General features: G+C 69.4%; 19 protein-coding genes. 10 read left to right on the top strand and 9 right to left on the bottom strand.

Annotation, left to right across the window (positions count from 1 at the left end; all coding sequences use genetic code 11):
* Nucleotides 1–80 precede the first annotated feature (80 nt).
* Genes eccD through L324_RS18260 form a run of 6 tightly spaced genes read right to left on the bottom strand, consistent with a single transcriptional unit; the run spans nucleotide 81 to nucleotide 5507 of the window.
* A complete protein-coding gene (gene eccD / locus L324_RS18285; protein ID WP_037309508.1) occupies nucleotides 81–1457 on the bottom strand; it encodes a type VII secretion integral membrane protein EccD in 1377 nt (458 codons plus the stop codon).
* The gene (locus tag L324_RS18280; RefSeq protein ID WP_233223736.1) at nucleotides 1454–1783 is read right to left on the bottom strand and encodes a YbaB/EbfC family nucleoid-associated protein; all 330 of its coding nucleotides are present in this window, start codon (nucleotides 1781–1783) and stop codon (nucleotides 1454–1456) included. The genes eccD and L324_RS18280 overlap by 4 nt, the downstream gene beginning before the upstream one ends.
* A complete protein-coding gene (locus tag L324_RS18275; protein ID WP_037309505.1) occupies nucleotides 1780–2289 on the bottom strand; it encodes a hypothetical protein in 510 nt (169 codons plus the stop codon). The genes L324_RS18280 and L324_RS18275 overlap by 4 nt, the downstream gene beginning before the upstream one ends.
* A 5-nt stretch (nucleotides 2290–2294) precedes the next feature.
* On the bottom strand, nucleotides 2295–3644 hold the full coding sequence (locus L324_RS18270; RefSeq protein ID WP_081736389.1) for a WXG100 family type VII secretion target: 1350 nt from the start codon (nucleotides 3642–3644) through the stop codon (nucleotides 2295–2297).
* A 17-nt stretch (nucleotides 3645–3661) separates the two neighbouring features.
* Nucleotides 3662–4705 carry a hypothetical protein gene (locus tag L324_RS18265; RefSeq protein WP_037309499.1) on the bottom strand — a complete coding sequence of 348 codons (1044 nt, stop codon included), beginning with the start codon at nucleotides 4703–4705 and terminating at the stop codon, nucleotides 3662–3664.
* Between the two features lie 25 nt (nucleotides 4706–4730).
* Nucleotides 4731–5507 (bottom strand): WXG100 family type VII secretion target, encoded by a 777-nt coding sequence (locus L324_RS18260; protein WP_037309496.1) that lies wholly within the window; start codon nucleotides 5505–5507, stop codon nucleotides 4731–4733.
* A gap of 154 nt (nucleotides 5508–5661) precedes the next feature.
* On the opposite strand from L324_RS18260, the gene eccCa reads away from it, so the two are divergent.
* The 3 genes from eccCa to L324_RS18245 all read left to right on the top strand — a co-directional run bounded on the left by eccCa (nucleotide 5662) and on the right by L324_RS18245 (nucleotide 11371).
* Nucleotides 5662–9603, top strand: coding sequence for a type VII secretion protein EccCa (eccCa, locus tag L324_RS18255; RefSeq protein ID WP_051173962.1), 3942 nt, complete (start codon nucleotides 5662–5664; stop codon nucleotides 9601–9603).
* Between the two features lie 380 nt (nucleotides 9604–9983).
* Entirely contained in the window at nucleotides 9984–10601 is a 618-nt protein-coding gene (locus L324_RS18250) for an RNA polymerase sigma factor (RefSeq protein WP_037309494.1), read from the top strand.
* On the top strand, nucleotides 10598–11371 hold the full coding sequence (locus L324_RS18245) for a hypothetical protein (RefSeq protein WP_037309491.1): 774 nt from the start codon (nucleotides 10598–10600) through the stop codon (nucleotides 11369–11371). The genes L324_RS18250 and L324_RS18245 overlap by 4 nt, the downstream gene beginning before the upstream one ends.
* Before the next feature lie 51 nt (nucleotides 11372–11422).
* Here L324_RS18245 and cpt read toward each other — a convergent pair whose 3' ends face one another.
* Nucleotides 11423–11947 carry a chloramphenicol phosphotransferase CPT gene (gene cpt / locus L324_RS18240; RefSeq protein WP_081736388.1) on the bottom strand — a complete coding sequence of 175 codons (525 nt, stop codon included), beginning with the start codon at nucleotides 11945–11947 and terminating at the stop codon, nucleotides 11423–11425.
* Nucleotides 11948–12155: 208 nt separating this feature from the next.
* On the opposite strand from cpt, the gene L324_RS18235 reads away from it, so the two are divergent.
* Nucleotides 12156–12854 carry a S1 family peptidase gene (locus tag L324_RS18235; protein WP_037309721.1) on the top strand — a complete coding sequence of 233 codons (699 nt, stop codon included), beginning with the start codon at nucleotides 12156–12158 and terminating at the stop codon, nucleotides 12852–12854.
* Between the two features lie 59 nt (nucleotides 12855–12913).
* Here the strand turns inward: L324_RS18235 and L324_RS18230 are convergent, their stop codons facing one another.
* Nucleotides 12914–13687, bottom strand: coding sequence for a hypothetical protein (locus L324_RS18230; protein ID WP_235783564.1), 774 nt, complete (start codon nucleotides 13685–13687; stop codon nucleotides 12914–12916).
* 78 nt (nucleotides 13688–13765) lie between these two features.
* Nucleotides 13766–14719, bottom strand: coding sequence for a hypothetical protein (locus tag L324_RS18225; RefSeq protein WP_037309485.1), 954 nt, complete (start codon nucleotides 14717–14719; stop codon nucleotides 13766–13768).
* 229 nt (nucleotides 14720–14948) lie between these two features.
* On the opposite strand from L324_RS18225, the gene L324_RS18220 reads away from it, so the two are divergent.
* The 6 genes from L324_RS18220 (at nucleotide 14949) to L324_RS18195 (ending at nucleotide 19201) form a co-directional block, all read left to right on the top strand.
* Nucleotides 14949–15290, top strand: a complete 342-nt coding sequence (locus L324_RS18220; protein ID WP_073848466.1) for a WXG100 family type VII secretion target — start codon at nucleotides 14949–14951, stop codon at nucleotides 15288–15290.
* Between the two features lie 21 nt (nucleotides 15291–15311).
* Complete coding sequence (locus L324_RS18215; protein ID WP_005155348.1) at nucleotides 15312–15614, top strand: hypothetical protein; 303 nt, start codon at nucleotides 15312–15314, stop codon at nucleotides 15612–15614.
* Nucleotides 15615–15724: 110 nt separating this feature from the next.
* Nucleotides 15725–16129: a hypothetical protein gene (locus L324_RS18210; protein WP_037309481.1), complete on the top strand. Its 405-nt coding sequence runs from the start codon at nucleotides 15725–15727 to the stop codon at nucleotides 16127–16129.
* Nucleotides 16126–17436 carry a WXG100 family type VII secretion target gene (locus L324_RS18205; protein ID WP_037309478.1) on the top strand — a complete coding sequence of 437 codons (1311 nt, stop codon included), beginning with the start codon at nucleotides 16126–16128 and terminating at the stop codon, nucleotides 17434–17436. Before L324_RS18210 ends, L324_RS18205 begins: the two co-directional genes overlap by 4 nt.
* 30 nt (nucleotides 17437–17466) lie before the next feature.
* Complete coding sequence (locus L324_RS18200) at nucleotides 17467–18813, top strand: alpha/beta hydrolase (RefSeq protein ID WP_037309475.1); 1347 nt, start codon at nucleotides 17467–17469, stop codon at nucleotides 18811–18813.
* 10 nt (nucleotides 18814–18823) lie between these two features.
* Nucleotides 18824–19201 (top strand): hypothetical protein, encoded by a 378-nt coding sequence (locus L324_RS18195; protein WP_037309472.1) that lies wholly within the window; start codon nucleotides 18824–18826, stop codon nucleotides 19199–19201.
* The last annotated feature ends 353 nt before the right edge of the window (nucleotides 19202–19554 follow it).

Here is a 19554-nt window from a genome sequence, read left to right as displayed (position 1 = left end):
CTGTGGAGGATTCCTTTCCTCTCTGAGGGTAGGGAAGGAATCCTCCACGGACGTAACGTCGCCGCCTGGCGGGGGGTGGCTCAGTTCCGGACGGCCTCGTAGACCCCGGCGATCATGCCGACGAACGGGATCAGCGACAGCAGCACCAGGAACTCGATGATGTCGAGAGTCCTTGCCCAGTAAGGAGAACGGCGCCCCTTCGCGACCCGCGTCGCGTAGGTGAGACAGACGCCCGCCGCGACGACGACGGCGCAGCCCGCGCCGAACACGAACGAACGCGGTCCGCCCGCGGCGAGCCAGAAACCGGCCGCCGCCAAGGCCGCCGCGCCGAAACCGATCAGCACGAGCCGCTGCGAACGACCGGCGAAGGCGCGCGAGCGCAACATCAGCGCCAGTCCCAGCAGCGCGCACAAGCCCGCTTCCCAAGCCCCGCCCGAAGCCGACAGAACCACCGAAGCCGAGACCACGACAAGGCCGAGCGCGACGAGCAGCCCGGTCAGCAACGCCTGCGCGTAGGTCGTCCCGCCGACCATGTCCTCGCCCAGCGAAGGGTTTTCGTCGGCGCGGAACGCGTCCATGTCGTCGGGCACCCGAGGCAGCGGCAGCCTGCCGAGCCGCAGCGCCAGCATCGGCGCCACCGCGGCCAGCGCCGTCGCCACGACGGCGACCACGGCGGCCGCCGAAACCGGGCGGACGTCCGCGAGCACGGTGATGGCGGTGGTGATCGCGCCGAGCCCGGCGGAAACCGTCACCGCGACGAACCAGGGCAGCCGGTCGGCCACCGAAACGGCCGCGATCACGCCGTATACGGTCACGACGGCGAGCCCGACGGCCAGCGGTCCCGCCGACAGCGAGAACAGCGGATGCGGCGGCAGGATCGACATCCCGGCCAGCAGCGCGGCGCCGACCCCGGCGAGCGCCCCGGCGGCACCGGCCTCCGCGTCGCCGTACGCGCGGCTCAGCGCGCCACCGCCGAGCACCAGTACCAGCGCGAGCAGTCCGGTCCCGATCGGCGCCAGCACACTGCCGGACGCGGCCGCCTGCACCAGCAGGCCACCCGCGAGCAGCAGCACCACCGACGCGACGATGCCCGCCTTGCGCGCCACCGCCGGTCCCCAGCGGCCGGTGCCCGATTCGGCGACGCTGGCGATCGAGTCGACGACGTCGTCGAACAGCAGCGGACCCCGCGGGCGTTCCCGCGGGGTCAGGTGCAGCACCTCACCGTCGCGCACCTGGGCGGCGGCGACCGTGAGCCCGAGCGCGAGCGGAGCGCCGCCGAGCCGCGACAGCACCCAGCCCGGATGCTCGGCCGACGCCTGCCCCGAAGCGCCCGCGAGCCGGACGAGCTGCGGGACCAGTTCGGCGAACGTGCTCTGCTGCGGCAGCGCCACGTCGACGCGCGCCCTCGGTGTCACCACCGTGACGCGCCGGGTGGAGCCCGCGATCGCGGCGGTCATGCTTCGATCGACTTGGCGGACTCGATGACCGGGGCGAATTTGGCGCTGCTGGCCTCGGCCAGCTTCTGCAGCCCGTTGTTGACCGCCTCCAGCACGATCTCCGAGAGGTTGCGCGCGTCGTACTGGCGCAGCGCGCGCGGGTCGATGTCGATCGAGGTGAACCGGCCGTCACCGCGCAGCACGACGGTGACCTCGTTCTGCCGCGAGTGCGCCTTGACCTCCATCGCTTCGACCGAACGCTGGATGCGCTGCACCTCTTCGGTCTGCTTGCGGACCTGGTCCAGCAGCTCGTCCATGTCCGGCATGGCGTAGGGGTCGGTGGTCACGAGTCTTCTCCTTCATCTGCGGTGAAATCCCGCCGGACGTGGACACTGCCCACGAAGCGGCGGAAGTCGTCGCCGAGCCGGCGGGCCGTCTCGGGCGTCGCGGTGCAAGCGATTTCGAGGACCAGCCGGTCGGCGCGGCTCGCACCGGGCACGGTCAGCTGCACCTGGGTCTGCACGAGCTCCCGTCCCTCGCCGGTGCGCAGGCGCAGCACCTGCGTCACCCCGGGCGCGGCCGGACTGCCGACTTCCTTGCGCCGCACCACTTCGAGCGCGGCCATGGACCGGCCGAGGCGTTCGACGGCCTCGTCGGCGATGTCCGTGATCGACGCCCCGTCAGGCCGCTGCCCCACGCTCAGGGTGATGTTCGGGGTGAACTCTTCGGCCGATCCGGAATGCACGGCCACGAACACCGCGCCGTCGGCGCCGACCGACGCGGGCTCGACGGGCACCCAGCCGTCCGGGATGTCGAAGCCGAGCGGGAGCGAAACCCGGTCCTGTGCGACCATCCCGCTCACCACGTGCCCACGTAGGAGACCGCGTCGTCCCACGCCTCGCCGACGGCGTCCGCGGCCTGGCCCGCCGCGCCGCTCACCGCGTCGACGGCCGCGCCGCCGTATTCACCGACGGTGTCCGCGATCTTCGGCAGGTCGATGTCGATCTTCGCGCCGACCCCGGCACCGAGACCGAGTGCGAGACCGGCCTTGAAGTTGACCTTGATATGCCCGGCGTCGTAGACGGCCTGGCCGTCGAGCTGCGCGCCGAGTCCATATTGGAGGGTGCCGCTGGCGCCGACGCCGACCCCGGCCACGTCCGCGGCGAGTTCGCCTTCGAGCTTGCCGCCGACGAAAGCGTTGGCGTGCAGGCCGACGCCGTGCGCGCCGGCCTGGACCGAACCGTTCACCTCACCGCCGACGAAGGCGGTCCCCTTAGCACCCGCCGAAGCGACGCCCCATTCCTTCTTGCCTTCGGCTTCTTCCTTGAAGGCGGCCAGTTCGGCGTGCCCGGACGCCTTGACGTCCCAGCCCTGCGAGGAGACCTTGGCGTCCCAGCCCGGCGTGAAGCCGTCTTGTTCCTGCTTCCACTTGAGATAGGTGATCTCGGTGCTGTTCCAGGCCTTGTCGCGCAGGCCTTCCGGCTTCGGCCTGCCGAACGGGGTATCGGCGGCGCGCGGGGCGCGGGTGCCTTCGAGACCGTCCCAGGTGAGTTTCTTCCAGCCCGAATTGCCGAACCAGGACGGATGCGACCGCGGCCGCTTACGCCCGTCGAGCGTTTCGCCGTTGAGCCAGTACAACGGGCCCCGGCCCCATTTGCCGAGTTCGTGCTCGATCCGGCCGACGCCTTCGGGCGGGAACAGCCGCGCGAGTTCGTCGCTCAGTTCGTCGGCGATCTCCCGCGCCGCCTGCGCGGCGCGTTCACCGAGCTGCCTGGCGGCGGAGATGAACGCGTTGACCGCGCCAGCGTTCGCCGTCCGCGCCTGACTGACGAGCTGAGCGGCGTACTGGTCGAACTGCGCGAGGATCGAGTCCACACAGGACTTCGCGCCCTGCAGTGCCTGCGCGCCCGCCCGCAGCCGGTTCGACTGGTCGCTCAGCTTGGCGCCGAGTTCGGCGAGGTCCTGGCTCAGTTCAGCCGCGGACGTCGCGAACGCGATGTAGGCGTCACCCTCCCAGGAGGCGTTGAGCGCCTTCGCCGCCTTGCCGATCTCCTCCGCCCGGCCCGATACCGTCGACGCCCGCTCACCGCACCGCTGTCCCGCCGCGGTCAGCGCCGAGGGGTCACCGGTGACCCGCCGCTGGTACTCGACCACGAGCCGCCGGTAGTTCGACAGGATCGAGCTGACGACGCCCGACGCGTCGACCACACCGCTTCCCCACACGGCTACCTGCCCTTCGCCGGTGAGTCAGCTCCCGCATCGATGTCGATGTGCTGCTCGAAGTGCTTTCCGCCGTAGTTCATGTCGATGTCGATATCGATGTCCTGCCCGCCCGGCGCCTGGACCGTGGACTTCCCGGTGCTCAGGTCGGTGGTGATGGTGACCGTGTTCCCGTTGCCCGCGCCCGGCACCGGGCCGCCGGAACCCGAGCCGCCACCGGAGGGTCTGTCCACCGGGATCCAGGCGTCGGCACCGCCCGGCCAGCCGCCCTGGGACCCGTTGCCGCCCAGCGCGGGCGGCCGGTACTGGGTGAACGGCGGCGCCTCGCCCGGCGTCGAACCACCGCCGGAAGCGCCGCCCGCACCGCCGCCGGAGCCGCCGATCGCGGCCTGTCCCGCACCACTGGCGACCGAACCCGGCGCCTGCGGGGCGGTGACCGGGGTACCGGAGACGGCCGCGTTGCCCGCCGCGCCGCTGCCGGAGTCGTTGTGCCCGAACAGTTTCTGGACCTCGCCGATGATGGCGGCGATCTGGGTGATCTGGTTGGCGAGGTCGACGACGCCGAGTGCCTTCAGCAGCGCGCCGATCGCGGTGATGAACGCGCGCAGCGAGGCACTCGTGGCGGTGGAAAGCGCGACGGCGGCGCCGTAGGTCCACGGATTCGACATCAGGCCCGCGACGGTCGGGTTCACCGCCGAGACCACCGCCTTGTAGGCCGTCTGGGCGGTCTTGATCAGCGTCCCGGCGATGCCGAGCAGTTCGGCACCCCGCTGCACGACCTGGATGATCTTGGTCAGCGAGTTCAGGGAATCGGTGATCTTCTTCAACGCCGAGTCGGACGCGGCGCCGGACCAGATCTTGCCCAGCTGCTCGGCGGCCTTCGTCACCTCGTTGTACATGGTGAGGAACTCGTTGGCCTTCTTGAGCACCTCGAGTACGTGCTTCGCGATCTGCTCCGGCTGCCCGGTGAGGATCTGCGGCAGGATGGTGATCGGCCCGCCCGAGGACGCCGTGGCGTCCATCGCGCTGGAATTCGGGTAAGTCAGCATGGAACCTCGCTCCTCAGGCCGGAAGTCAGACGGAAGCCGGGCGGTAGACGCTGACCTTCGCCAGGCCGTTGATATCCGCCTCGATCAGTCCGTGGTTGTAGAGCTGGCCGCCTTCTCCGGCGATGGCGATGATCGGCTTGCTGTCGGAGAACAGGAGCGGTTCGACCACGACGACGTCCCCGGAGTGCACCCCGCCGGGGATGTCGCCGAAATGGCGTGCCGTACCGGCGTAGACCTCGATGACCCCGACCCGCGCCTGGTTGTCAGCGTCACCGGCCAGCCAGTCGTTGAAGTCCGAGACGCCCTGGAACCGCGTGTCGGTGATCGGGTGGTCGCCGAGCTGCCCCAGCCGCGCGTCCCCCAGGTACCGCAGGACGTTGCCGACCGAAGACGGTTCGCCCGCGCCGCCTGCGCTGTCGTTGATGGCCAGCGTCGCCAGTTCGGCCGCGTGCGAGTTCCCCCAGATCGACGACGTCGAACCGGCACCGCCACCGGGATGCCCGCCGTATCCGCCCGCGACGGCCTCGTCGGCGGCCTGATAGGCGTCGGCGCTGCTCTTGATGAAGCCGTTGATCTGCTGCAGCAGCTGCAGGAGCGTGCGGACCGCGACCACCTGCTGGCTCTGCATCGCCGTGTTGGCCGCCGCCACCGCGCTGCCGAAGGTGGCGAACGACATCGGCTGGAGAACGGTGCGTTCGAGGTCGGCGACGACGTTGATGCCCTGCATGATGATGCCGCCGAGGTTCCCGACCGCCGAGCGCATGGCCTCGGGCTCCGCCCGGTACTCGCCCGTGCCGACCATGGTTCTCCTTCTCTCGTTCCCCCGCGTCTGCCCTGTTCCAGCAGCGTAAGTTCGTCACCAGACGCGGGCGGACGGCAAAAGTACCCACCGCGAGGGCGGCACGAGTGGCCAGAATGATCGGCAGGATTACCCACAAGCGGCCAGAAAGACCCTGATGAGCGCCACTCGCGACCGCCTGCCGGCCCTGGGCGAGCAGCCCGGTGAAATCGTCCTGCAGTCCCCGCCGATGCTGCCGAAGGGCTCCGGCGGCGGAGCCATGCAGCTGCTGATGTTCATGCCGATGATGCTGGGCATGGGCGCCATGTCGTTCGTCTACATCGGACGCGACGGCGGGGTGATGACCTACATCTTCGGCGCGTTGTTCCTCACCGCGATGGCGGGCATGGTCGTCATGTCACTCGGGCGCGGCGGTGCGGCGAAGAAGGCACAGATCAACGAGGAACGCCGGGACTACCAGCGGTATCTGACCGGGCTGCGCGGCCAGGTCCGGGACATCGCGGACAACCAGCGCGCGGCGATGACGGCGCTGCAGCCCGATCCGGCCGATCTGTGGGCGTACATCGAGGCGGGGAAGCTGTGGGATCGCCGCCGGTCCGACTCGCAGTTCGCGCAGGTGCGCGTCGGGACGGGGCCGCAGCGGCTCGCGACCCCGTTGAAGGCGCCGCAGACCGTGCCGCTGGAAGACCTCGACCCGGTGTGCTCGACGAACCTCAAGCACTTCATCCGGACCTATTCGACGGTCGACGGGCTTCCGGTCGCGGTCTCGCTGCGCTCGTTCGCGCAGGTCATGCTGTCGGGTCGCCGCCCGGACACGCTCGGGACCGCGCGGGCGCTGCTGACCCAGCTCGCGACCTTCCACTCACCCGGTGACCTGCGGATCGCGCTGTGCGTCAAGGACGACCGGCTGCACGACTGGGAATGGGCGAAGTGGCTGCCGCACGTCGCCTCCACCGCCGCCGACGCCGCCGGTCCGCGACGGCTCGTCGACGCCGACTCCGGGAAGCTCGCCGATCTGCTGGGCCCCGACCTCGGCGACCGGCCCGCGTTCACGCGGCGGCCGGATTCCCGGCTCGACCTGCCCCATGTCGTCGTGGTCGTGGACGGCGGGCACACCCTCGGCGACACGAGACTCGTCGCCGAGGAGGGCAGGCTCGGGGTCACGGTGGTGGAGGTCGGCACGGAGCAGCCGCGGTCGGTGTCGTCCGAGCGGCTCCTGAGCCTGCACATGAGCCCGGGGCAGCTCGGGATGGTCGTCGGCGACGGGACCGAGCAGCACCTCGGTTTCCTCGGCACACCGGACACCCTGGACCGCGGGGCCGCCGAGGCGCTGGCCCGCATGCTGACGCCGCTGTTCCAGGGCGCCGCGGTGGTCAGCGAGGCGCCGATGTCGGCGACGTTCGGGCTGGCCGGGCTGCTCGGCATCGGCGACCCGCGCGACACCGACACCGCGGTCACCTGGGCGCCGCGTTCGGCGCGCGACCGGTTGCGGATCCCGCTGGGCGTCAACCCCGAAGGCAGGCCGGTCGACCTCGACCTCAAGGAGTCGGCCGAAGGCGGGATGGGCCCGCACGGCCTGGTCATCGGCGCGACCGGATCCGGTAAGAGCGAACTGCTGCGGACACTGGTCACCGCGCTCGCCGTCACGCATTCCTCGGAGAAGCTCAACCTCGCGCTGATCGACTTCAAGGGCGGCGCGACCTTCGCCGGGATGACCGGGCTGCCGCACACCTGCGCCGTCATCACCAACCTGTCCGACGATCTCGCGCTGGTCGACCGCATGGCGGACGCGCTGAACGGGGAACTGCTGCGGCGTCAGGAACTCCTGCACGCGGCCGGGAACTACGCGTCGGTGCGGGATTACGAAAAGGCCAGGGAATCGGGCGCCAACCTGCGGCCGTTGCCGTCGCTGCTGGTGATCATCGACGAATTCAGCGAACTGCTGTCCTCGCGGCCGGAGTTCATCGACCTGTTCGTCGCGATCGGACGGCTGGGGCGGAGTCTCGGGATCCACCTGCTGCTGGCGTCGCAGCGGCTGGAGGAAGGACGGCTGCGCGGGCTGGATTCGCATCTGTCGTACCGGATCGGCCTGCGGACGTTCTCCGCCTCGGAAAGCCGCGCGGTGCTCGGTGTCGCGGACGCCTACCAGCTTCCGCCGGTGCCGGGTTCGGCGTACCTGAAGTCCGACAACGACACCCTCGTCCGGCTCAAGGCCGCCTACGTCTCGGGTGAGCTGCCGCCGCGCAGCAAGATCGTCCGCAAGGACGGTCAGAGCCTCGGCCTGATGCCGTTCACGCTGGCGCCGGTGGAGATCCCGGTGACCGTCGAAGCGGAGGAGCCGGTCGAAAAGGGCACCGGCGAGACGATCATCGGCGCGATGCTCTCGCGGCTCGAAGGCAAAGGCCCGGAAGCACACCAGATCTGGTTGCCGCCACTGGCCGAACCGCCCACGCTGGACCAGCTGCTGCCGCCGATCGGCGAGGATCCCGAGCGCGGGCTGTGCCCGCTGGGCTGGGGCGGCAACGGCAAGCTGATGATCCCGGTGGCGTTGGTGGACAAGCCGTTCGAGCAGCGCCGCGACATGTTGTGGGCCGATTTCTCCGGTGCCGCCGGGCACGCGCTGATCGTCGGCGCGCCGCAGAGCGGCAAGAGCACGCTGATGCGCGACATCGCCGCGATGCTCGCGCTCACCCATACCCCGGAAGAGGTCCAGCTTTTCGTGCTGGACATGGGTGGTGGCGCGCTGGCACCGATCGCCGGGCTGCCGCACGTGTCCGGCTACGCCACGCGGCGCGACGCCCAGCGCTGCCGCCGGGTGGTCGCGGAACTGACGACCCTGCTCGAACAGCGTGAGGAGTTCTTCTCCGCCAACGGGATCGAGTCGATCACGACGTTCCGCCAGCGGCGTTCGGAGTTCAAGGAGAGCACGGAGGGCCGCGAGTTCGGCGACGTCTTCCTGTTCGTGGACAACTGGACCACGATCCGGCAGGAATACGAACAGCTGGAGGAGCAGATCACCAGCCTGGCCTCGCGCGGGCTCGGGTTCGGGATCCACGTCGTCGTCTCGATCAACCAGTGGATGGGCATGCGCGCGCCGTTGCGCGACGCCATCGGCACCAAACTCGAACTGCGGCTCGGTGAACCGGCGGACTCGCTGATCGACCGCAAGATCGCGCAGAACGTCCCGGCGGACAAGCCGGGCCGTGGGCTGACGGCGGACAAACTGCACTTCCTCGCCGCGCTCCCGCGTATCGATTCGGACCAGCGGCCGGAGACCATCGGCGCGGGCGGACTGGATCTGAACCGGCGGATCTCCGCCGCCTGGCCGCGTGCAACGGCGCCTCAGGTCCGGTTGCTGCCACCGGAGATCCCGCTGGACTCGCTGGAGACCGGACCGCGCAAGCAGGTCACGCTCGGCATCGCGGAATCGAACCTGCGGCCGGTGTACCTCGATTTCGCGACCGAACCGCATTTCCTGGCCTTCGGCGACGTGGAATCCGGCAAGAGTTCGCTCCTGCGCGCGATCGCGCAGGGCATCACCGCACGGTATTCGCCGGAAGAAGCGGCGATCGTCGTCGCCGACTACCGGCGCGGGATGCTCGGCGCGGTGGCGGAGTCGCATCTGCTCGGTTACGCCGGATCCGAGACCGTCCTGACCGGGCTGATCGAGCAGTGCCAGCAGGCGATGCGGAACCGGCTTCCCGGCCCGGACGTCACGCCGGAGCAGCTGCGGAACCGGTCGTGGTGGCGCGGGCCGGAGCTGTTCGTCCTCGTCGACGACTACGAGATGGTCGCGACCGTGGGGCGGAACCCGTTGCAGCCGCTGCTGGAATTCCTGCCGCAGGCGCGGGACATCGGACTCCACCTCGTCCTCGCGCGCGGCAGCGGCGGCGCCGGGCGTTCGCTGTTCGAGCCCGTCCTGCAGCGGATCCGCGAGCTTGGGTCGCCCGGGATCGTGATGTCCGGGTCGCGGGAGGAGGGCGCGCTGCTCGGCGACGTCAAACCGGAGCCACAACCGGCGGGGCGGGGCGTGCTGGTCTCGCGGCGGCATGGAACGGGCCTGGTCCAGGTGGCCTGGACGAAACCTGTGGAGGACTGAGCACTCCCACGGACTCGTGACACGACACCGGGGCCTGTCCACAAAGGACAGTTTTCGACGACTCGGCGTCCGGTTGATGCCTGAATGCACGTTCCTGAACGGGGTCGTGAGTGGCAAGGAGCGTTCTAACGCTCCTTGCCACTCACGACCACGGCCCGGCTTCCGCCAGCCAATCCGGACGCTCGCCAAAGCACGACATCTTTGCCTTACCTCTCACCCTGAGTGACAACTCGCGCTCTCGACCACCTCTCGGCATCTCGATCGCGCGTGAACGGTGACGCCGCGCCGGAGAGTCCCCGTTGACTCGGATGCAACGCTCTGGGAGCGAGCGGGGACATGGGGGTGTGACGACAATTGTGGATCAAGGGCGGGGGCGGGCGATGTGGGCCGACGTCGGTGCGGATGACCCGGCCGGCCACGCCGCCAGTGACCGGGCGTTGTGGGAACAAGCCGCGGGTGGCGACGTCGCCGCGTTCGGGGAGCTGTTCGGCCGGCACGCCGGAGCGGTGTGGAACTACGCCTACCGGCTGACGGGGTCGTGGTCGGTCGCCGAGGATCTGACCTCCTCCACGTTCCTCACGGCGTGGCGGCGCCTCGGCGACGTCACGCTGGTGAACGACAGTGCCCGGCCGTGGCTGTACACCGTGACCAGCAATGTGGCCCGCCGTGAACAGCGCCGGCTGAGCCGCTTCACCGGCGCGTTGTCGCGCCTGCCGCGGGGCGGTGTCGTGCGTGATCACGCCGAGGACGTCGCCGGCCAGGTCGATGCGGGCCGCCGGCTGAGGGTGGTCTTGGACGCGGTCGCCACCCTGCCCCGGGCCGAGCGACGGGCCGTCGAACTGTGCCTGATGGGCGGTTTGTCCACCGCGGAAGCCTCCGCCGTACTCGAAATCACCGAAGCGAGCGTGCGCGCCCGGATTTCCCGGGCCCGCAGCCGTCTGCGCGGCCTCCTTCAAGACACCGCCCTCAACGCACTGACCACCGAGGAACTGTCATGACCAACGACTTCGACCTGCCGCCGGACCGCCCGATGCCCGATCATCTGCGGAACGCCCTGTGGAACAGGATCGTGCCGGACCTGGCCGCTCCAGCGGGCGGCGCGCGACTCAAGAAGGTCGGCAAGCCGTTGGCGGTGGCCGCCGTGGTCGTCGGCCTCGCGGCCGGTGCCGCGGTGGTGTTCGCGCCGGTGCGCGACGCGGGTCCGAGCAGTGTCCCGGCACCGGCCGGCCCCGGATCCGGCTCCCCCGCTCGACACATGCCGTCGAGCCCTGAGGATGTGGAACTGGCCAGGGAATGTATCGCCGACCCGATCTCCTACGGACTGGCGGTACCCGAACCGGACAGCTGGTGGCCAGCCGTCAAGATCGATACGGACACCCCGCAGGGCTTCCTGGTCATCCGCAACGAGAAGGCCGCGGCGGTCTGCATCCTCTCCGGCGGCAAGGTCCGCATGATGGGCGCGGACGTCGAGGAGATGGCAGGCAGGCGCGGCGGTTACGCCAAGCTCACCCCCGAGTTCCCCTGCCACGAGTTCACCAGCATCGGCGGCGGCGGTGGGCCGACGTCGCTGTTCGGGATCGCGTCCGACGACGTGACCGCGGTTTCGCTGGTGGGACCGGACAACTCGACGATTCCCGCTTCGCTGCGTGACGGCACGTTCGCCGTGACGGTCAACGACGCACGGGTCAACGATCCGCATGGCGGCTTCCGCTACCGAGCGACCCTGAAGAACGGGCACGTCATCGACGTCTCGCGCAATGCGAGGTAACGCGACCATCGGTGTCCTGAGTGGACAGTGGGGCCGGAGAACGCGCGGTACTCACAGAACCCGCGCGGCGATCTCCCGAGCACAGGCCAAAGCCTCACCGGCCCCAGTGTCCACCTCGACGTCGTAAACCACGCCCCGATGCACGACTTCCGCCTGTGCCTCGGCCATCCCCGCGACCCGATCCCCGCGCGCCATCTCCCGCCCGGCGGCGATCACGCCGTCACACCGGACCCCGACCCACAGCACCGCAAGCCCGTCCAGCGCGTCACGCCATCGCCGCTGCGACCCGGCCCCGCCCAGGAAGGCGTCGTCGATGATGACCCGGGCACCCGACCGCACCATCGCCGCGACCCCCGCCATCCACGCGTCCTCGATGCGCCGGAACCCGGACCCCACGCTCACCCCGCCGTCCGCGGCGAAGTCGATTCCATCGGCCACAGTGGCGGGCATGGCGTCGATCAGGGTGTCCACGCCGAGTGTGAGCCACGGATCCGGCAGCACCGCCTGGAGACACCGGGCGATTCCCGATTTGCCCGAACTGGAGCCGCCGTTCAGCACGATCACCTGAGTCTTCACCAGAACACCCTAAAAGCCGCGGATGTCCCCATGCGCTTCGACCCCGGTGTCCACATCCGACTGTCCCACCCGGACGGCCCAATACTTTCCTCGCACCGGTTACCGACTTCGGTAGGTTACAAAAAGTCTTACCGCCGCCTAACTTGGTGAAACCGTTTCAACTCGAAACGAACTCCCCGACGCAGGCCGAAGGGCGTATTCAATGCGTATGTCCAAGATCGTCGCAGCGGTGGCCGGTACCGCCGCGGCACTGACCCTTGCCGCCACTCCCGCCGCGAACGCGGGCCAGGACATCATCGGCGGCGGCACCGTGAGTTCCGCACCGTGGGGCGCCCAGATCTACTGGGACGACGCCACCGCGTTCGGTGGTTTCAACTGCTCAGGCACGATCATCGCCCCGCAGTGGGTCCTCACCGCGAAACACTGCCTCAACGCCCCCGGCATGCACGTCAAGGTCGGCAACGTCAACCTGAACCAGGGTACCGAGGCCGACGTCGACCAGCAGAAAGCCGCCCCGAGCGGCGACATCGCCCTGCTGCACCTCACCTCCGCGATCAGCACGACGTACATGAAGCTCGGCAGCGCCAACCCGGCGACAGGCACCACCAACCAGATCTACGGCTGGGGCCGCACGGAGGGCACCAACCCGCCGTCGAGCGTCCTGAAGACGGCCAACGTCCGCATCACCGGCACCAGCAGCGACGCGTACGGCGGCCAGGCCATCGCGAGTGTCGGCATCGACGGTTCGGCGTGGCACGGCGACTCGGGCGGCCCGCAGCTTTCCGGCGGTGTCCAGGTCGGTGTCTGCTCGACCGGCAACAACTCCGGCTCGAACCCGCAGGGCACGCAGAACTACGCCAGCGTCGCGGCCAGCCGAAGCTGGATCCGCACCGTCGCGGGAGTCTGATCAGCTGAGGAAAGGGGCCGCCCGAAACCGGACGGCCCCTTTCTCGACGCGCGGAAACCCTAGGCGCACTTCGACTTCGGGTTGACCATCGACACCGATCCGACCTTGTCCCCGTTGACGGTGAACTCGTAGACCCAGTCCGGTTTCCCGTCGACGGGCACCTGGAACCGGCCGTTGTCGCCCGCCTTCATGCCCTTGGCGTCGTAGGCCGCTTTGAGGTCGGCCAACGAGGACCCTGCGCCGATCCCTTCGGCCGTCTTGGCGTCCGGCGGAGCCGCGAGTTCACGCAGCCCGTCCTTGCCGAAGGAGGCACCCCCGGCGGCGACGAACGCCTTGTCCCGCTCTTCCCGCTTGCCCGCGAGATCGGCGGACGCGAGCGCGGCGTCGGCGTACAGCTTGGCGTCCGCGGCGTCCTTCTCCGCGGCCTTGGCACTGTCCGCGGCGGACGAACCCGGTTTCGGATCCGGATTCGCCTGCCGCTCGTCGGCCTTCTTGTTCAGCTCCTTGGCCTTGGCCTCGACGTCGGTCTCCGCCTTCATCCGTGCCGGGTCGGGTGCCGGACCACCGGTATAGGAGAAATCGGTACAACCGTCCAAAGTAGACGTCGGTGCCGAAGCGAGCTTTCCGCCCGCCAGCGCGGCGTCCTTGGCCATGCCCGGAGTGAGACCGCGGTATCCCGCCGGGCCGAACACCTCGGGCGCCGCCGGCTTGGCTCCGTCGGGAGAGCCAGGCGACGACGAACACGCCACCCCGCCGATCAGCACCGCCGCGGCGGTGAGCACGACGCCCGCGCGTCTGCCCGAAATCCTCCGATTGATACGTGTCTCGTGCACGCTTACCCCCTTCATCACCCGGAAACTATCGGATCCCCGAGTAAGTCCCGAGTGGATTTCGTGGAGGTACGGTGAAGATCACGCAAGCCGGTGCATCGGCCGCGGCTGCCGCAGCGCGAGCGCCGATCCGGCCGCCACGACGGCGATGATCCCGGCGCCCGCGGCCAGGGTCCAGAAGTCGGGGTGCACGATGGACTGACCGCGCTGCGCCTGCCACGTGAGCAGCGCCAGCAGTCCCGCGAAGCCCACGGACGCGGTCCGGACGAGATTCCGCCGCACGAATTCCGCTTCGAGCACCGGGTACCGCCGAGCGAGCATGAGCAGTCCGAAGGCGATCAGGGGCAGCACCTGGATCGCGTGGATCCCGACGAAGTGCGGGATGCGCATGTCGCCGCCTTCGGTGCTCCACCCCAGCACCGGCAGTCCGGGACCGCCGTCGGGCACCCCGACCGCGTGGGCGCCGACGATCGACGGCCGCTCCCCGGACCGGAACTGCGCCTTCTGCTGCTCGTTCGGGCCGAACATCAGCATCGCGATCCCGATGCCCACCACCGACAACGCGGCACCCGCGCGTAACGCGGAGTTCATCGCCCGGTCGGGAAGACGCTGGAACAACAGGAGAATCGCGATGGCCGCCGTCGCGCCCCAGCCCGTGAAGGCACCATTCGCGACCATGTTGTTGATCCACTGGTCGTCCGGGGTCGCCCGGTTGAAGTGCAGTGTCCGGCCGCGCACGATGATCTGCCAGAACAGCAGCGCCATGTCCAGGCCGAGGCCGACCGCGAACACCGTCCCGAGCCACCAGCCGATCCGGCGGCCCCGCGTCAGCTGTCCGATCAGCCAGGCCAGGGTCACCGCGTAAAGGCCGACGGAAATCGTGAACTTGAGCGGTTTGAGCCAGATGGGCGCGTTGACGAGGCTGCGATCATCGAAAACGAGACCGCCGAGCGCGATCACCCCGAGTACCGCCATCGCGGCCGCCAAGATCATCAGCGGCCGATGCCGTATCGTCACGGATCCCTTGTCCACCATGGATTCGAGCGTGCCGGTGGGCCCCTGCCGAGACACTGGCGCACTCCCCCGGATCGGTGGTGGGGAAGGCCCTACCACCGACCTGTGGGTAATAGTGCCGTCACCGTGACCGGCAGTTGTGCCGTTTGACCACACTCCCCGGTTTTCTAGCGTGTCCTTCACAAGAGCAGACAGGGGCGCCCTGGTGCTCACCGGGATTTCCAGCGAGATGAGAGGAGGTGGCCCATCGATGACCGGTACGGGATATCAGGCTGACGCAGCCGCGATGGCGCGCGCCGTCCAGGGGTTCGAGGAAACCGCGTCGAACGCCAAGACGACGATGGCCAGCTTGGAGAGCGAGCTGACCCAGACCCTGCACAACTACAAGGGTGACCAGGCGGTCGCGTTCTGGGATCTGCAGCGTCGTCTGCAGGAGAAGATGACCATCGCCGTGAACGAGCTCAACACGATGTCGCGCCTTGTCCACGAGAGCAACCGGAACTACAACTCGGGTGACGAGCAGGTCCGGGAAAGCCTGACCGGGGTCAGCGGAACCGTCGACCAGACCGTGATCCACCGGCTGAACCCCTGATCCGCGAGAGGACCACCAATCATGGCTGACGTCGTCGAAATCAACTTCGCCGCGCTGCAGCACAGCTCGGCCTCGCTGGCCGCCAAGGCCAAGGCGCTCACGTCCCAGCTCGAACAGCTGCACACGAACCTGCAGCCGATCACCCAGACCTGGTACGCCTCCGGCAGCTCCGCCGGTGAGGCGGCCCGCGCGTCCGAAACCCGCCTGCGCCAGGCCACCGCGGACATCGTGGCGATCATCGCGCAGTTCGGTGGCAAGGTCGGCGACGCCCACGATCTCCAGCACAGCCTGGAGAACCGCAACCAGGGCCTGTTCGCCGGCTGATCCCCCAACCGTCGGCCGGCCGGTGCTTTCACCCCCCTCGGCACCGGTCGGCCGGCTTTGCGCGTAGTCGTCCTTCGATGGCATGGCCGATCACGAGAGAGCCGGGATCAATGCAAGACCAGTCGTACTACGTCCATCTGGAATCACTGAAGGACTTCGTGCGGGAACTGGAGACCCAGATCCACGCGATGTCCAAGCCGAACGACTTCCTGCTGACCCTGAGCGAAGAGCCGTTGCTGTTCGGCGAGTTCGGGGAGGCGGGTTCCCTCACCAAGGCCCATCAGGCGGCGGTCGCCGAGATGCAGGGCCTGCTGGATCAGGTCAAGGGCGCCATCACCTTCGCGCAGGACGTCACCACGACCGTCGCCGACGGCTACGCGGCGGCCGACGACTCGGTGGCGGGCGACATGAACCACTCCAGCCGGCAGACCGGATTGCTCGATCCGCTGCTCAACGTGCTCGGCGGAGTCCTCGGCGGCAACGGCGGCTCTCACGGCGGGGGGATCAAGGGATGACGAACACCGCGCACACGAACTTCGCCGCCTACTCCCATCAGCAGCTCTACGCGATGTTGCAGGCGGGCGACCCCAACACGGCGCGCCACGCGGCCCACAAGTGGCAGTCCACGGGTTCCACTCTGTTCGAACAGGCCGAAAACCTGACCGGCGAGCTGAAGGACTTCTCCGGCAGCTGGACCGGCGGCGCGGCCGACAAGTACCACACGATGATCACCGACCTCGTCGGCGGAATCCGCAAGGTCGCCCAGACCGCGAACGCGATGAACCACCTTCTCGAGGACGCGGCGGACGCGCTGGTGAAGGCCAAGAAGGAGATGCCGCCGCCGGTCGCGGTGCCGGACGTCTCCCCGGCCGACGTGGCGCTCGCGGTCAATCCGCCGTTGCTGCCCCCGGATTCGTCACAGGCGACGATCATCAGCGCCGCCCAGCAGCGGCAGCAGGCGATCGCGAACGTCGAGGCCCAGCAGCAGGCCGCGGGTGCGGCCAGCGCGGCGCACAGCAAGGCGATCGTGGTGATGACCCAGCTCGCGGGCGAGTACTCCTCGGCCGAGGAGTCGATTCCCGCCTCGCCGTACGCCGTCACCCCGCCGCCGGTGACCGGTGGCGGCACGGCCCCGGGCGGCGGCGCCGTCGGCAACGACATCGGCGGCACTCCCGGCGTCGGCGTTGTCCCGGGCGACAACACGCACCCGCTGCCTTCGGACGGCTCGACCCCGCCCACCACCGGGCAGCCTGGTCAGCCCATCAAGTCGAACCCGTTGTTCGGCGACATGTTCACCGCCGGTCTCGCCGCGGCCTCGGCCGCCGCGTTCGGCCGGTTCGGCTCGATCATGCCGCGGGTGCCCGGCTGGGCGGCAGGCAAGAATCCCAAAGAGGACAAGAAAGACGGCGAAGTCGTCGGCGGAGGCGCTGGTGCGGGCACCGACGCGACCGCGGGCGGCGCCGGAGGCGGCATCCCGATCGGCGGTGGCGGCGCGCCGTCGCTGGACGGCGGCGCGATCGGCGCGGGCGGCGGGTTCTCCGGTCCCGGCGAGGCACCGGCCGCGTTCTCGGGTCTCTCGGGCGACGGTTCGGCGGGCAGCGCGATGAGCGGGCTGGCAGGCGGAGCCGCCGGTGCCGCGGGCGCGGCGGCGGCCAAGGGCGCGATGCCGATGATGCCCATGATGCCGATGGGCATGGGCGCGGGCGGCGACCTCGGCTCCGGCCGCCGGATCCCGCCGTGGCTCGTGGAGACCGAGAACGTCTGGGGCCAGTCGTCCCCGGTCGCCCCGGCCGTGCTCGGCGAAGAACCCGAACAGTACTGAAATCCCTGAAGCAGGAGAGGCGGCTCGGTGATGGCATCCAGTGCGGGCGGTTACCGGGTCGCCCCCGCCAGGCTCGAAGCGGCGGCGGCCGAACTCGAACAGCGCGCCGGCGTGCTCAAGACCGCGCAGGCCGCGCTGGCGGGTGAGAACGTGCCCGCCACCGCGTTCGGCCACGTTTCCGCGTCCGGCGCGGCTTCGGCGACGTACACCAAGACGATCAAGGACGTCGCCGGCAAACTCGAGGGCCGGGTCACCAGGGCGACCGTGATCCACCAGGGCCTGACGGCGGCGGCGGGCGGCTACCGGCGCACCGACGTCCAGGTCGCCGCCTCGTACCGGGCGCTGATGCCGGAGAACCCGTTGCCCAAGGCCGGGAATCCGGCGGGCGTCGGCGGCGCGGCCGACACCGGCAAGTGGGCCACCGCGATCGCCGAGAACCGCGTCAAGGTCTCCGACGCGCTGACGTCCGAACGCGACAGACTCGCGAATCTCCTGGCACACGGCGGAAAAGCCGACGACATCGCGAACTCGCGCACCAGGATCGCGCTGTACGAGGACATTCTCGCCAACGACCGGCAGATCCTGCGGTTCGACCCGTCCGGGAACGGGCGCATCGCCGAACTGGTCGGCCGGATCGAACCGGGCACCCGCAACGTCGGCCTGTTCGTGCCCGGTGTCAACACCTCGTTCGGCAACTTCCAGAGCTACGCCGATCTCGGCAAGAGCCTGGTCGCCGCCGACGCCACCGGACGGACCGCGATGGTGGTCTGGGCCGACGGCGTCTTCCCCCAGAACGTCGTCACCGAAGGCCCCGCCGCGCATTACGCCCAGACGATGGCCCCCGAACTCAAGGCGTTCGGCGACGAACTGCGCGGGCAGATCGACAGCCACGCCGGCCCTGGCGTCGTGGTCACCGCCGTCGGGCACAGCTACGGCGGCGCGACCGTGGGACTCGCGGAACAGCTCGGGCTCAGGGCCGATCAGGTGCTGCACGTCGAATCCGCGGGCATGGGCCACGGGATCTGGGGCCCGAACGACCTGCCCGCCAGCCAGGCCGGGGTACAGCGATACTCCATGACGGCTCCCCTCGACCCGATCGTGGTCGCGCAGGGCAACGCCGGCCTGATCGAATGGCTCGGCGCCGGGCACGGAGCGGACCCCGACCGCTTCCCCGGCGTCGTCGAACTGGAAACCGGCCGCGACGCGAACGGGGACCTGCAGTGGGGCTTGGATTCCCACAGCGGGGTCCTCAAGCCCGGTTCGGATTCGTGGAACAACATCTACGGTGTGATCACGGGCGGACCGGTCACGCACGAGGGCTTCACGGGTGGCTCCCTGCGGGAGATGGCCGTCGAAGGCATCGGCCGAGGCTTGTGAAGGGTTGGTCATGATCACCAGGAACACCGGGCTCGAGCCGCTGGCCGAAGACCTGACCGCGGTCATCGACGGTGTCGCGGGCACCTTCGGCAGCAGCGCGGAGCGCACCGTGGAAGGCGAACTGGACTGCGATCCGACCCAGCCGGGCCGCCTGTTCTGCTGGCAGTACGGCCTTCGGGTGGACGACGCGACCGACGCGGTGCGCAAGCTCGTCGACGTCGTCCTGCCGATGCTGGAAGGCCAGGGCTGGCGGACCCGCGATCGCAGCAACCCGCGTGAGCTGATCGCGCAGTTCAGCCGCGACGGCGCCGACTTCAACGTGCATGTCTCCCGCGTCGGCGACGGCGTGGCCATCGTGGGCTCGACAGCCTGCGTACCCGTCCCCTAGAACCCCGGGGGTCGCGAAAGACCTCGTGAGCGGCAGTGGTGTCCCCCAGTACGCCGCTGCCGCTCACGAGGCACTGTCCGGTCTCGCAATTAGTCCTCTGATTGCGTTTCGGGTGTCGTCACGAATCACTTTCCAGGCCATAAGTGTTCGGCTTGAGCAATTTGCGCGGTCTCGCGCGCTGGTCGTGAGTGATAAAGAGCGTTCTATTTGGCGAGTAAGGCAAACTTGGCGTGTTGCGTGCGCTATCGGCTCGCGCCGCGGTCTGATGTCTCCAATGTGGCATTGGGGGCGCTCAGCGTCTCCAATGCCACATTGGAGACATGCCCGGCTTCCGGAGGCTTTCGCGACATGAT

It is taken from the genome of Amycolatopsis orientalis DSM 40040 = KCTC 9412 (genome assembly GCF_000478275.1).
Lineage (GTDB): Bacteria > Actinomycetota > Actinomycetes > Mycobacteriales > Pseudonocardiaceae > Amycolatopsis > Amycolatopsis orientalis.
Note: the sequence above shows the minus strand (reverse complement) of the source record. Positions and strands in the feature narration are given on the sequence as shown.